General features: G+C 40.2%; 13 protein-coding genes. 2 read left to right on the forward strand and 11 right to left on the reverse strand.

Annotated features, from left to right (window positions below; all coding sequences use genetic code 11):
* Nucleotides 1-20: 20 nt before the first annotated feature.
* Together thiI and HH219_RS02685 are read right to left on the reverse strand one after the other, a co-directional pair.
* Nucleotides 21-1478 carry a tRNA uracil 4-sulfurtransferase ThiI gene (thiI, locus tag HH219_RS02680; RefSeq protein ID WP_169326550.1) on the reverse strand — a complete coding sequence of 486 codons (1458 nt, stop codon included), beginning with the start codon at nt 1476-1478 and terminating at the stop codon, nt 21-23.
* Nucleotides 1479-1583: 105 nt separating this feature from the next.
* Nucleotides 1584-2234, reverse strand: a complete 651-nt coding sequence (locus HH219_RS02685; RefSeq protein WP_054204324.1) for a TetR/AcrR family transcriptional regulator — start codon at nt 2232-2234, stop codon at nt 1584-1586.
* A gap of 250 nt (nt 2235-2484) precedes the next feature.
* On the opposite strand from HH219_RS02685, the gene coaD reads away from it, so the two are divergent.
* Nucleotides 2485-2967 carry a pantetheine-phosphate adenylyltransferase gene (gene coaD, locus HH219_RS02690; protein ID WP_054204325.1) on the forward strand — a complete coding sequence of 161 codons (483 nt, stop codon included), beginning with the start codon at nt 2485-2487 and terminating at the stop codon, nt 2965-2967.
* A 114-nt stretch (nt 2968-3081) separates the two neighbouring features.
* Here coaD and HH219_RS02695 read toward each other — a convergent pair whose 3' ends face one another.
* The 8 genes from HH219_RS02695 to argC form a co-directional block, all read right to left on the reverse strand.
* Entirely contained in the window at nt 3082-3567 is a 486-nt protein-coding gene (locus HH219_RS02695; RefSeq protein WP_169326551.1) for a hypothetical protein, read from the reverse strand.
* 82 nt (nt 3568-3649) lie between these two features.
* Nucleotides 3650-4180 (reverse strand): hypothetical protein, encoded by a 531-nt coding sequence (locus tag HH219_RS02700; RefSeq protein ID WP_054455139.1) that lies wholly within the window; start codon nt 4178-4180, stop codon nt 3650-3652.
* 35 nt (nt 4181-4215) lie between these two features.
* Complete coding sequence (locus HH219_RS02705) at nt 4216-4431, reverse strand: hypothetical protein (protein WP_054455137.1); 216 nt, start codon at nt 4429-4431, stop codon at nt 4216-4218.
* A gap of 290 nt (nt 4432-4721) precedes the next feature.
* Nucleotides 4722-6587 carry an argininosuccinate lyase gene (argH, locus tag HH219_RS02710; RefSeq protein ID WP_169326552.1) on the reverse strand — a complete coding sequence of 622 codons (1866 nt, stop codon included), beginning with the start codon at nt 6585-6587 and terminating at the stop codon, nt 4722-4724.
* 55 nt (nt 6588-6642) lie between these two features.
* Complete coding sequence (locus HH219_RS02715) at nt 6643-7845, reverse strand: argininosuccinate synthase (RefSeq protein WP_169326553.1); 1203 nt, start codon at nt 7843-7845, stop codon at nt 6643-6645.
* Nucleotides 7846-7855: 10 nt separating this feature from the next.
* Complete coding sequence (locus tag HH219_RS02720; protein WP_169326554.1) at nt 7856-8776, reverse strand: ornithine carbamoyltransferase; 921 nt, start codon at nt 8774-8776, stop codon at nt 7856-7858.
* A gap of 8 nt (nt 8777-8784) precedes the next feature.
* Entirely contained in the window at nt 8785-9546 is a 762-nt protein-coding gene (gene argB / locus HH219_RS02725; protein ID WP_054204332.1) for an acetylglutamate kinase, read from the reverse strand.
* Between the two features lie 6 nt (nt 9547-9552).
* On the reverse strand, nt 9553-10557 hold the full coding sequence (argC, locus tag HH219_RS02730; protein WP_169326555.1) for an N-acetyl-gamma-glutamyl-phosphate reductase: 1005 nt from the start codon (nt 10555-10557) through the stop codon (nt 9553-9555).
* Nucleotides 10558-10771: 214 nt separating this feature from the next.
* Between argC and argE the strand changes: the two genes are divergently transcribed.
* Nucleotides 10772-11920: an acetylornithine deacetylase gene (gene argE / locus HH219_RS02735; protein WP_169326556.1), complete on the forward strand. Its 1149-nt coding sequence runs from the start codon at nt 10772-10774 to the stop codon at nt 11918-11920.
* A 48-nt stretch (nt 11921-11968) separates the two neighbouring features.
* Here the strand turns inward: argE and panP are convergent, their stop codons facing one another.
* Nucleotides 11969-13597 carry a pyridoxal-dependent aspartate 1-decarboxylase PanP gene (panP, locus tag HH219_RS02740; protein ID WP_169326557.1) on the reverse strand — a complete coding sequence of 543 codons (1629 nt, stop codon included), beginning with the start codon at nt 13595-13597 and terminating at the stop codon, nt 11969-11971.
* Nucleotides 13598-13696: the final 99 nt, after the last annotated feature.

A 13696-nucleotide genomic window follows, 5' to 3' on the forward strand; every position in this document is an offset into this window, starting at 1 on the left:
TTCAATCAGATAGGCCTTACTTAAGGGCGATATACTTTTACATTGGCAAAACCATTATCATGTAAAATAAGTGCCTGTAGTTGGCTCATTACGCCCTTCGCACAATATAAGTAATAGTCTTTATCTTGCGGTAAATCGCCAAACTTTGTTGCTAAGCGAAAGAAGGGTAAATGCACTACTTCAATCCCATCAATTTCAAGTGGTTTAGCGTCTTCTTCTTCTGGAGAACGAATATCAACAACCACTGCATCGCTAGGTAAGTCAGAAACTGACTCAGCCTCTTTAAGCTCTTGCTTGGCTTCAAGGTCAATATCACGCACATCCATAACACGTGCATTTTCAATAACAGTATTAAGTACATCAAAGTCAAACTTTTGCTCTTCTGCTTTTACAACCTCAATTTTTGCTTTAACTGTTGGTTTTTTAGAGATAACCCCACAATATTCAGGCATGGTCTCTGCCATCTCGGCAGTACCAATTTTACGGGCAATATCGATAATTTCTTGCTTATCATGCTGAATTAACGGGCGTAAAATAAGTGTTTCTGTAACACGATCAATGACGCTGAGATTTGCCAGTGTTTGGCTTGAAACCTGACCTAAACTTTCACCAGTAACTAGTGCTTGTATACCTAGTTTTTCAGCAATTTGGCTACCTGCACGCATCATCATACGTTTGAGGATTACGCCCATTTGACTGTTTTCAACATTTTCTAATATTTCAGCGACAACTGGCTCAAAATCGACACTAATAAATTTAACTTTATGCGTTGAGCTAAACTGCTTCCAGATATAATAGCTTGCTTGCTTAACACCAATTTCGTGTGCTGCGCCGCCTAGATTAAAGAACAAAAAGTGAGTACGAGCCCCCTTACGGATCATTTGATAACTTGCAACACCTGAGTCAAAACCACCTGACATAAGTGACAATACATCTTCCTGAGTTGGTAGTGGGAAACCTGACATACCATAATGAGTTTGCGTTACTATATATGCTTTATCATCTTTTATTTCTAGGCGTATTGTTACTTCTGGATTTTTAAGCCTTACACTCGCCCCTTCAACATGCTGATTTAAGCCACCACCAACATAACGTTCAACATCTGTTGATGTAAAGTCATGCTTGCCCTGACGCTTACAGCGTACGCAGAATGCTTTATTAACAACAGTGTGGCCAATCAGATCGAGTGCTTTCTCATAAATGTCGTGAAGGTTTTCGAAGTTTGTCTCAGTTACTTCAATAAATTGCACAATACCAGGGATGCGCTGCAGACCATCAATAAAATCAATGCGCATTTGTGCGTCATCAGACTTAGTGACAACTGATATATTGTCCCAGTTGTTCTGAACTTGTACTTTTTCGTCAAGCTTACGTAATACAATTTTAATGTTGTTCTCTAACAACTTTGTAAAACGTTTACGCACGGAGCGGCTTTTAATGGCTATTTCAGGATGGAGTTTGACGATAAATTTAAGCATAGTTCACTCGTTAGACAATTTTAAGAATTCACGCACCCACGTGTTGGGCGCGCGATTATAGCAAAAAATATAACGTCTAGGAAATAAACAAACCTCAAATCCCCATCAGGCAGGTTCGGCTTCTTGCGCTAATTCACTATACTTTTCACGTAACAAGTTAATTTTTGGGATACTTTGCTCAGTCCCATATGCTTTAACGAGCAATAATATTTTTAAAATTCCATTATAAATATCTTGCTGCATAAGCTCACCACTTAAACGACGAGCTTTGATGTAGGGCGTCCAAAAGCTCACCGTAATCTTCAACATATGAGCAAGCTCAACCGCATCTTCGTCATCAATTGTAATAACCCCGCCTTCACGCAGGCCTATTATAATTTCTCTAACTTGGCCAAGCAAAGCGGCTTGAAAATCAATGTAATCTTTTTTCAACACTTCATCTCGAGATAAAATATCCCCTAAATTGTCATAGAAAAAATGAAAACGCCACATCAATTCAAATAATGCATCCAAATAGCCAGACAAATGCGAAAGTGCTTCATCGCCTTTGACTATAGGAAGAAACTGGGTATGTAAATGCTCACTGTAAAGTGAAAAAATATGACGAATAATGTCCTCTTTATTCTTAAAGTGATAATAAAGGTTCCCAGGGCTTATCCCCATGTGAGAAGAGATATGGTTGGTAGTAATCGCACGTTCCCCGTGCTCATTAAATAGCTTAATGCTAGTCTGAATTATTTTATCCTTGGTACTCATATCCTGCTACTCTAGGTTGTTTTTAAAGCAAATGCTCAAAGTTTACTCAAATATAATTAGCCGCGCAGTATAAACAATAAATAAACAATTAAATACCATCATGAAAATTTCTAACCCATAATTCGTATTGTTTACGTCATATTGAAATAAACTAATTTACATACGTGTCACTTATCCCTCAATTGGAAAGGCTGATTTGGATTACAAACGCTGTTAATATAGCCGCAAACATAACATTAAGCCGATACTTATGAAAGTCACTGCAATTTACCCAGGAACCTTTGATCCATTAACGAATGGGCACACAGATTTAATTCAACGGGCAGCTAAGATGTTTGATACTGTCATTGTTGCCATTGCTCATAACCCCAGTAAAAAACCATGTTTTAGCTTAGATGAGCGGGTAGCCCTAGCAAACAGTTTATTAACTCATATTGATAATGTAAGCGTGATTGGTTTCTCAGGATTACTTGCTGATCTTGCCCGTGATCATAATGCCAATGTATTGATCCGAGGGATTCGGGCGGTGTCTGATTTTGATTATGAGTTTCAGCTCGCCAATATGAATAGGCGATTAAACCCCGATTTAGAAAGTGTATTTCTCACACCCGCTGAGAAAAATTCATTTATCTCTTCAACCTTAGTTAAAGAAGTAGCGCGTCACAAAGGAGATGTAAGCGAGTTTGTAAGTCCTTTAGTAGTCAAGGCATTACAAGATAAGCTACATGGCTAAAACAGCCTTTGAACAATAATGAGTTTCCGCAGCCATCTTTGGGCCAAGGAAGCTCAGCAGTTTATTTTTAAAAAGTAAATAATGATGAGCTTGTGGCAACATAGCCATGGGCTATTAAATGCAGCGCGATTGGGACAGTGTTTTGTTCTTTAAAATCCATTTAAAGCACTTAGCAAAACCAAGAAAGTCCTTATTCAGCACAAGAGCAATAATCATCATGATGTCGGATAAGTTAACTCCAATACTATAGATGTGCCAAAACCACCATGCTCCAATATATTTACCATACTGTAGATCAACATACATACCGAGAAAAAGAAAAATATTAACGCTAAAACCAATAATGATGTAAATTTTAGCTGGTAGGTTTTCGACTGTTTTTTTTGCAGAAATAAAGGCAATAAATAGTAGCGTTACAACATCGTAAGCTGCCCATATAGCATAAATAGTGGTGGAGTTTAAAATATCATAGCCAATGCTTTGGTGTAGTAATGGATCGCCGACTAAATAGGATAAGAAAATAGTAAACGCAACCCACATTGCTGTACTGTCACTTCCTGGTGAGGCTGATTTCTGTACGAGATTGTACAGAAAAGCCATCAGAAAGCCCCATACGATTAATGAGGATAGATATAAATTAAAAGGTTCTTGAAATAACGCCACAATTTTTTAATTAGTTACGTTAACAATTTTTTAGGCTATTAATTTGTTTTTTATTATTTTTTTTTGTAAAAAGCTTTCCAATATGTAACCAATCTTTTCCGAAGATAAGTGTGACAACCATAAAGAAATCTACAACCGTAATACCTATAGAATAAAAACTCCAAAACCACCAGTACTCTTTATTCTCTAGTAGAACTATATCAATGTGTATCCCTAAGAAAATTAAGGTATTAACAGTAAGTCCAGCAAGTATATATTTCAACGTTGCAGTGTACGGAAGCTTTAAAAGTTTATGCGAGACCAAAAGGGCAGTAATAGTTAAAAAGTCATATTTTACCCAGATAAGATAAACGTACATTCCAGCATTAAGGTCAACAAACTCATAGCTTAAGCCATAAGAAAGCAACATTATAAAAGAAACAACGAGAGGTGAAATACTTCGGTCTTCAACAGCAAACTTTAGTAACAAATTATACAAGCAAGCCATTAATAATCCCCAAATGATAATAGTATCAAAGTGGATCCCTAAAGACGTTAAATCAAAATACATACACCATCTCGTTTTTGCTAAACCTTATTAACAAGTTACGATGGGCGACGACGATCAGGGTCAATTGATAAACCACCACCACCACGCTGAATCTCAGCTTCACCACCTGCCGCTAATAAGGCTTCATTAGATATAGACACTGTATCAGATTGTAGGGTTTTATTGCTAGCGCTTTGTTCTAAAGCGGGCTTTGATTGTTGCATAGAGCTGTATGCTTGCATTTGTAATTGGCTATTACCTGTAACTTGCATGAGACTATTCCTTTCATTTAATGTTAATAGTGACCTAAGCAGTTTTAAGTCGCTGTTGATAACGCTCTGTTAAATTTTTGGCGTTTTTGTAAAGATGAATCAATTTTCATCCATCTCATGTACCTAATAGCAATTTACGATCCAACTTTTTATAAAATTGATCTTTTTTGATCTAGTAAATTTAAATAGTCGATTTGCAACTTGAAAACTCAGAGGTGAGGTCATACCAGTTTGTGTCAAATATAAAAAAACGCACAGGGATAACCGTACGTCTTTTATATCCAGGGATTTTAAGCCACGTTTTTACACGGGATCTCCGCACTATTACTTAGCTTCAAAATAAATTCCATTGCGACTTCATCGCAATTATCTTTACGTAAACACAGTTCACAATCTTTCATTACCTTCTCTGGTAAGCTGTCTTTAGTACAGAATGTGAAGCCTTGTTTTTCAAAAAAATCAGGGACTCGCGTCAAAACGATAATACGATTAAGCGCCAACTTTTTGGCTTTAGTTAGTAAATGCTCCACCAGCTGCCGCCCTTGTCCAGTTACGCCTGTATCAGGGTCAATACCCAAGGAGCGTATTTCAGCAAGGCCGGTATCATAAATATACAATGACGCACAGCCTGCAACTTTCCCGTTCACTTGTGTCACAGCAAATTCATTAATAGAATGCACCATATCGCTTTTAGCACGTGGTAAATTTTCACCTACGGTAGCCCAGTGTTGTATTAGCTTCGCAATACCTTCAACATCATCAAGGTTGGCGTCGCGTACCGTTATTTGCTGTTTTTTTTTGGCATCTTTAACTGCAATGGTAACTTGCTCTAACGATGTGCCACCCAATGCTTGACGTGCTTTTATACATGCGTCTATTTCTAATACAGCATATACATCTTGTTCAAAAATACTATGCACTGATTGGAACTGTTCTAAACTTAAATCCTCTAAGTTATTCCCTTGTGCGATAGCCATTTGCACAAGCACACCCACAATATGATGCCCCTCTCTAAAGGGTATACCTTTAGCTACCAAGTAGTCTGCAAGTTCGGTTGCATTTGAGTGCCCACCCTTAGCTGCTGCTAAAGTTCGTTCGCCGTTAACTTTAACCCCCTTGAGACACGCCTGAGCCATATGAATACACGCAAGCCATGTAGGCATTGCATCAAATAAGCCTTCTTTGTCTTCTTGCATATCTTTATTATAAGCAAGTGGCAGGGCTTTTAAGGTCATCATCATGGCACTAAAGGCACCAAATACACGGCCTGTTTTACCACGAATAAGCTCCAGTGCATCGGGGTTTTTCTTTTGCGGCATCAATGATGAGCCTGAAGTGACATTATCTGCCAACTCTATAAACCCGGCTTCACCCGAGTTGTAGAAGATCAAATCTTCTGACATACGCGATAAATGGATCATGGAGATTGACGCACAGCTTAATAACTCAACAACAAAGTCCCGGTCTGACACAGCATCTAAACTATTTTTTGTCGCAGCGGTAAAACCTAGCCCTGCGGCAAGAGTTTGCCTATCTATTGGGTACGCCGTACCGGCAAGTGCGCCACTGCCTAATGGGCAAAAATTCATACGGGCTTTAGCATCAGCTAAACGACTTTCATCACGCTCAAGCATTTCAACATACGCCATACACCAATGACTAAATAGCAATGGTTGAGCACGTTGTAAATGGGTGTAACCCGGTAAAATAGTTCCTAGCTCACGCTCAGCTAAAGCAATAAATTCACCTTTTAACTGCGCTAGCGCTTCAAGTAAATGATCGGCGGTATCACGACACCATAGACGAAAATCTGTAGCAACTTGGTCGTTACGGCTACGTCCAGTGTGTAGTTTTTTAGCTAAATCGCCCACTTTTTCGATTAAAGCAGCTTCAACATGAGAATGAATATCCTCAGCGCCCGAAGTTGCCACTGCTTGTGGATCAGCTTTTACTTCGTCGAGTAATTCATTTAATGCTGCTACTAGCGATTGATGCTCGCTACTGCTTAATACATCAACTTGCTTTAAGGCACCAGCCCATGCAACAGAGCCAACAATGTCCTGCTCTGCGAGTTGATAATCGAAGGGAAGTGAGTCGTTAAATTCTTTAAACGCCTCATCTGGACCCGTAGAAAAACGTCCGCCCCATAATGCCATGAAATATCTCCAAACCCTGAAATTGCCCCGATTTATGTACGGGGCTTTTGTAAAATTACTTCTTCGCGAGTGCTGAAATTCTGCTTGAAAGCGAGAATAAACGAATAAAACCTTCAGCATGCGATTGGTCGTACACATCATCTGCACCAAATGTTGCAAAGTCTTCGCTGTATAAGCTATTTGGTGATTTTTTCTGAACCGCAGTTACTTGGCCTTTATAAAGCTTAAGAATAACTTCGCCAGTAGCAACAGTTGATAATGCTTCTGCGCCCGCTAATATTGAGTCTTTAAGTGGTGTAAACCAACGACCGTCATAGACTAAGTGTGAGAACTCGCCGCCCAATACTTCTTTCCATTTACGACTTGCTTTATCAAGTACTAGCTCATCAATCGCTTGTAATGCCGCCATGATCACTGTCCCACCTGGTGTTTCATAACAACCACGTGATTTCATGCCCACTAAGCGGTTTTCAACGATATCAACACGACCAACGCCATGCGGGGATGCAATATCATTAAGCTTAACTAAGCAGTCATACGGTTTAAGTTGCTCGCCATTTACCGCAACTACTTCACCTTCAACTACCTTTAAGGTAACAAACTCAGGCTCATTTGGCGCTTGCTCTGGTGAATTAGTCCATGTCCAAACTTGCTCACTTGGTTGGCACCACGGATCTTCAAGCTCACCACCTTCGTGCGAAATATGCCACGCGTTTGCATCACGACTGTAGATTTTAGTTGCAGACGCTGAACATGGAATATCACGCTCTGCTAAGTAATCAAGTAATGACTCACGGCTTGATAAATCCCACTCACGCCATGGCGCAATCACTTGAAGATCTGGAGCAAGCGCGGCAAAACACGATTCAAAACGTACTTGGTCATTACCTTTACCAGTACAACCATGAGAAAGTGCATCAGCACCTACTTTGCGAGCAATTTCAACCTGCGCTTTTGCAATAATAGGACGTGCCATTGACGTACCTAATAAATAAGTACCTTCGTAGATTGAACCTGTTTTAAGCGTTGGATAAATATAGTCACTTACCATCTCATCTTTTAGGTCAACGACATAACACTCAGATGCACCTGATGCGATCGCTTTTGCTTCAACACCTTCAAGCTCTTCTGCGCCTTGACCTACATCGGCCACAAAAGCAATGACTTCACAGCCGTAGTTCTCTTTTAACCATGGCACAATGGCCGACGTATCTAAACCACCAGAATAGGCTAATACAACTTTTTTAATAGAACGCATTGGTGATACCTTACACAAAATTTGGATTTAATAATGAAACAAGCAACGCGTTTTGCGCATGCATACGGTTTTCTGCTTGTTGTATAATTTTTGACGCCGGACCATCCATTACTTCTGAAGTAATTTCAAACTCACGGTGTGCAGGCTGGCAATGCAGTACAGTGTCAGCCCCTGTTAGTTCAAGTAACGCCTTGTTTAATTGATACGGCATGTACTTTTCTTTTACTTGATCAAGTGGCGTTTCATCACCCATTGATACCCATGTATCTGCATACACAGCGTTAGCACCTACAGCCGCTTCAACACGGTCGCTGACCATCACTGATGCGCCATTCATTGCTGCAATTTGTTCTGCTTGCTTTAAAATTTGCGAATCCGGTGAGCTGCCTTTAGGGCATACAGCAACGAAATCAGTACCTAAAGTAGCTGCAAGCAACATTAGTGAATGAGTTACGTTGTTACCTTCACCTAAATAAGCCAGTTTTAGTTGGCTTACATCACCATACACTTCTTGCAGTGTTAAAAAGTCAGCAAGTGCTTGGCATGGGTGATATAAATCACACAAGCTATTAACCACAGGAACGCTCGAGAACTCAGCAAGTGTAGTTAACGTTTTATGTTGATATACCCGTGCCACGATGCCGTCTGCCCAACTGGCGATATTCAAAGCAAAATCTTTCACTGATTCACGTGCGCCCATGGCACCATTTTGCGAATCAAGATACACCGCATGACCACCTAACTTATTAATACCAATATCAAATGATAAACGCGTACGTAAGCTCGGCTTTTCAAATAAAGTAACCACGGATTTACCCGCTAGGGCTTGACTAAAATCAGCAGGATTCGCTTTAATTTTTTGCGCAAGATTAAGTAACTTAATTGCGCCTTGTTGGTCTAGTTCAAGACCCGATAAAAAATGATTAAACATATAAAAACCTATGGTGTAATTTTTGTTCCGACGTGCTCACCGGCAAGTAGAGCGACTAAATTTTCTGGCTTTTGCCAGCTCGAAATATACACTCCGCGTCGTAAGTGCTGGGCAGCAAGAAGGCTGGTCTTTACTTTGACCTCCATCCCACCCAAAATTACTCCATCTGTAATCAGAGTATTGATCTGATTTGTGTCAAGTTGATGTAACGGCTGTTTATTTGCATCAAGCACTGCCTCTACATCAGTCATAAAAATAATTTCTGCATTAAGTTCTTTTGCAATTGCCGCAGCAGCTTCATCGGCATTTACGTTATACCAAAGGCCATCATCACCAAAGCCAATAGAGCTCACCAGCGGTAAGCGTCCGAGCTTTAACAACTCAGGGAGCACGCTTTGCTCACCACTTTCACAATTACCCACTTGACCAAGCGCTTTTAATTTTTGTGACGAAATAATGCCCGCTTCGTATAAACTAAGTCCGACCGGTTTATGACCTGCAATAATTGCTTGGCTCATTAATTGTTTATTCGCACAGCCTGCCAATGCCCCTACAATATAAGGCATTTGCTCTTTCGGACTGATGCGTAAGCCTTGATGTTTCGCACTGGCAAACCCCGCCTCGCTCAACCAATTATCTACCAGTGAGCCACCGCCATGAACGATGACAAATTGCGCTTGAGTTTGCGATGCCAGCGCCTCAAATAACGCTTTTGCCGCGTCTTCTGTATTGAGTACTGCACCACCGAGTTTAATGACCCATGTTTGCATTACTAATTACCCTTTTAAACCAGTGCTATGAGGTATCCCCATCGCTAAATTAATACATTGTAGTGCTTGCCCAGCAGCACCTTTTAATAAGTTATCAATGGCTGCCATTACAATCAGTTGGCACCCTTGTTGTTGCCAAGCAATATCCACAAACGGCTGCTTAGCCACCCCTTTAATTGATGGTATTTTACGACCCAGTAATCGGATCAGTGGCTCATCAACAAGCACTTGGTAGGCTTGCGTAACTTGCTCTGGCGTTACATCTGCTTTTAGTTGTACATAAATGGTTTCTAAAATACCGCGTGGAAAATTACCTAAATGCGGTGTAAATAACACTTTATGACCTAAATGTTGTTCAATTTCAGGGCTGTGCCTGTGATTAAATAATCCGTATGGCGCTAGTGACACTTCACAAAAATGCGTGCCCACACTGGCTTTACGCCCTGCACCTGTAACACCTGATACGGCATTAATAATAATAGTTTGATCAGCCAATAAACCGGCTTGTTGTAATGGCTTTAACGCGTTTAATGCAGCTGTTGGATAACAACCCGCCACAGCCACAAGCTTTGCTTTTGCAATTGCTTCGCTATTCCACTCAACTAATCCGTATGCCGCTTCACTCAATAACTCTGTATGCTGATGTTCAAAGCCATAATAGGTTTGATAATCTTCATTGCTGCTTAAACGATAGCCACCTGATAAATCAAATACTTTTTTGCCCATGCTTAAAAAGCGTGGCGCTAAATCAACACTCACTTTATGATCAGTACATAAACAAACAAAGTCAGCCGTATTGTCAATATCGCTAAACGCACTTTCGCTCAGCGGTAATAAAGGAGAATCTAGTAAACCTAGATGCTCAGGGTACAAGTCACTTAATAATTTACCTTTATCTAAGCTTTGCTCAGATACATAGCAACCAGCTAAGGTTAATTGTGGGTGTTTTGCGACTAAACTGGCTAATTCTGCGCCGCTATAACCACTTGCGCCAATAATCACTACTTTCATTCGTTACTCTTTTTGGTTTTTATTACTACATTTATGTTCAAATCGGGTTTAACAGTGCATAAACACACTATTTTAGGAATGAAACTGGGTTATCGTCGTTTTATATTCATTGCGTCGCTTTAATATATTTATGCTTAAAAAGTGAATTGATATTCATCATAAATACTTTTATATTGTTATGCAATTAGATTGAATACTTATTTTGGATTTTTTTATGTCATTACCGTCTTTTTTATCTATGTATCAGCAATTGATCGCTGCGCCTTCAATTAGTGCTATGGATGAGTCATTGTCTATGAGTAATAAAGGGGTGATTGATTTATTAGCCACTTGGTGTACAAGCCTTGGATTTGAATGTGAAATAACAGAATTGTCGGGCGCTAAAGGTCGTTTTAATTTACTCGCAAAACGAGGCCAAGGGGATGGCGGTTTAATGCTTGCTGGTCATACTGATACCGTGCCATTTGATGATAGCCGCTGGAACTACAATCCGTTTAAATTAAGTGAGCACGATAATAAATTATATGGATTAGGAAGCATTGATATGAAAGGTTTTTTTGCTTTTGTATTGCACGCTATCAATGAACTAGATAAAGGCGCACAAACACAGCCAATTTTGATTTTAGCCACCGCCGATGAAGAAACGACCATGGCCGGCGCGCAACAAATTTGTAAGCACTCAAATTTAAAGCCCGCCCGCTGTATTATTGGTGAACCTACTGATATGACGCCTGTTTTCACGCATAAAGGGCATATGAGCAGTGCTATTAGAGTAGTGGGTCGTTCAGGTCACAGTTCTGATCCTGAGCGCGGCTTAAACGCCATTGAAGTAATGCATAAAGTGATTGCAAAATTATTAGTTTTAAAAGAAGAATTAAAGAATAAGTATGCAGTTGAGCATTTTGTTATTCCTTACCCTACTTTAAACTTAGGCCATATCCACGGTGGCGATAATGCAAACCGTATCTGTGGCTGCTGCGAAATGCACATTGATATGCGCCCATTGCCGGGTTTAAGCGTACAAGAATTGCAAATGATGCTGCTAAAAATGGCCGCTGAAATAAACAATCAATACCCAGATTCAGTGAGTGTGGTCGATATGCACGAGCCAATTCCCGCTTTCACCGGCAGCACTGATTCGGCATTGGTTAAACTGGCAGAAAAAATATCTGGCGAGAAAGCGGTCGCAGTTAATTACTGTACTGAAGCACCGTTTATTCAGCAATTAGGCTGTGAAACCATTGTTATGGGGCCTGGCTCTATTAATCAAGCTCACCAGCCGGATGAGTTTTTAGCGATGGAAAAAATAAAACCATCGCAAATTATTATTAGTGAAATGATTAAAGCGAGTTGCTTTAGCTAATGTACAAAGCATTAATGGTGTTAATTACATAACTAACACCATTAATTATTACTTCATATACTTAGATAAGTATTTTTTAAAGACAGGATCTGTTTTAGCCAGTTCTTTTTGCTCAGCCAAAATATCTTTTAAGATACTCTGTGATGTAAGTGGGTTAGCAAGTACCACTCTAAATACCACGGTAGGTTGATGATCATACTGAGCTGGTGTTAAACGTGTACGCGAAACGAATGAGCGCCCTGCTTCTCGTTGACGTTTTTGCATACTGGCGGTAAAACGATTTAGTGAGGCAAAAATATCTAGCCGTGTTTGCTCGTCTGCTTCTGCTATTTTTTGCTTAATTTTCTTTGGTACATAACGGTATGTTAGCAAACATAATTCAGGCTCTGAGATCAGCTCAAAATCGTCATCCGCTTTAACTAATTCAGCAAAATACTGTGCTTTTTCTATGCCTTTATCAATCAATATTTCATAGCCTTTACGGCCAATTACTCGTAAGCAAGCATGCACTAACATCGCCATACCTGGGCGACTGCCTTCGAGCGTATGGCTACCTAAGTCTTTTGAGCCTTTACGCAGTATATATTCAGCATGATGCTCAATAGCATCCGTCGCTGTGGGGTCTTTGAATAACACTAGCCCCGCCCCCATTGGCACATACATTTGTTTATGTGCATCAATAGTGATTGAATCTGCTCGCTCAATGCCTTTTAAAAGTGGTCGGTGAGTTTGCGATAATAAAGTTGCCCCGCCCCAAGCAGCATCTACATGAAAATGGCAATTAAGCTCTGCACTTAAATCAGCCATGGCATCAAGTGGATCAATATTGCCGGTTTCAGTAGTTCCCGCTACGCCTACTATGGCCATCACTTTTATGCCCTGCGCTTCTAACTCATGTGCTTTCGCGCGCATTGCATCAACATCGACCTTATTGTTATCAGCCGTTTTAATGGCTATAAAGTTATCACGACCAATACCTAATAAATCAGCTGATTTACCCAATGAATAATGACCACGCTCAGAAATCAATACCGCTAAGCCTTTATAACCATAATGCAGCATGGCACTGATCAAGCCCTGCGCGCCAATCCCTTTAAATTCCCCATCCGCTTTAAGCAAACGGTTACGGGCAATCCACAACGCGGTAATATTTGCAATTGTGCCACCAGAGCAAAATGCACCGAGTGATGTTTTAGCACTGTGCATCCATTTACTATAAAAACCGTCATCTTGCCCGTATGCTAAATGATGCATCATGCCAAGTACTTGGCGTTCAAGGGGAGTAAATGCTTTGGAGGTTTCAATTTTTACCAGGTTTTGATTAAGGCCCACCATCAACTTAGATAGTGGCAGCACAAAATGCGGTAGCGCTGAAGTCATATGGCCAATAAAGCTTGGCGCGGCTGTATGCACTGAATGAGCAACAAGTTGCTCCATAATGTCCTGCGCATAAGCTGAAACAAAAGTTGGATCTTCTGGGATCACCGCTGATTGAAAATCTTTTTCAATTTCATGCAATGGCTTTTCAATTGCCGCAATGTTCTCATTTAAAAAACCTGCTAAGTTGCTCGAAATCTCAAGTTCGATTTTACTCAAAGTTGAGTCAGGTGCTTCAGGCACGGTAAATATACGCATCAGAGTTTCTTTAGAGGCGACGGCACAACGCTTTTGATCCATCTTTATACCCAGTAAATGTAGCTTTCTTTTATCCAAAGACCCAATTAAAGGCCCTTAGCATAAACAACACCAGCTACAATGATTCTACGAAATGCGTTA

Source organism: Pseudoalteromonas sp. NEC-BIFX-2020_015 (assembly GCF_012952265.1).
Taxonomy (GTDB): domain Bacteria; phylum Pseudomonadota; class Gammaproteobacteria; order Enterobacterales; family Alteromonadaceae; genus Pseudoalteromonas; species Pseudoalteromonas neustonica.

Excerpts from the sequence above, each read along its gene's own strand:
- thiI (WP_169326550.1), bottom strand. The coding sequence starts at position 1,478 with ATGCTTAAATTTATCGTCAAACTCCATCCTGAAATAGCCATTAAAAGC.
- HH219_RS02695 (WP_169326551.1), bottom strand. The coding sequence starts at position 3,567 with ATGGCTTTTCTGTACAATCTCGTACAGAAATCAGCCTCACCAGGAAGT.
- argE (WP_169326556.1), top strand. The coding sequence starts at position 10,772 with ATGTCATTACCGTCTTTTTTATCTATGTATCAGCAATTGATCGCTGCG.
- argC (WP_169326555.1), bottom strand. The coding sequence starts at position 10,557 with ATGAAAGTAGTGATTATTGGCGCAAGTGGTTATAGCGGCGCAGAATTA.
- coaD (WP_054204325.1), top strand. The coding sequence starts at position 2,485 with ATGAAAGTCACTGCAATTTACCCAGGAACCTTTGATCCATTAACGAAT.
- panP (WP_169326557.1), bottom strand. The coding sequence starts at position 13,597 with ATGGATCAAAAGCGTTGTGCCGTCGCCTCTAAAGAAACTCTGATGCGT.
- HH219_RS02700 (WP_054455139.1), bottom strand. The coding sequence starts at position 4,180 with ATGTATTTTGATTTAACGTCTTTAGGGATCCACTTTGATACTATTATC.
- HH219_RS02715 (WP_169326553.1), bottom strand. The coding sequence starts at position 7,845 with ATGCGTTCTATTAAAAAAGTTGTATTAGCCTATTCTGGTGGTTTAGAT.
- HH219_RS02685 (WP_054204324.1), bottom strand. The coding sequence starts at position 2,234 with ATGAGTACCAAGGATAAAATAATTCAGACTAGCATTAAGCTATTTAAT.
- argH (WP_169326552.1), bottom strand. The coding sequence starts at position 6,587 with ATGGCATTATGGGGCGGACGTTTTTCTACGGGTCCAGATGAGGCGTTT.
- HH219_RS02720 (WP_169326554.1), bottom strand. The coding sequence starts at position 8,776 with ATGTTTAATCATTTTTTATCGGGTCTTGAACTAGACCAACAAGGCGCA.
- HH219_RS02705 (WP_054455137.1), bottom strand. The coding sequence starts at position 4,431 with ATGCAAGTTACAGGTAATAGCCAATTACAAATGCAAGCATACAGCTCT.
- argB (WP_054204332.1), bottom strand. The coding sequence starts at position 9,546 with ATGCAAACATGGGTCATTAAACTCGGTGGTGCAGTACTCAATACAGAA.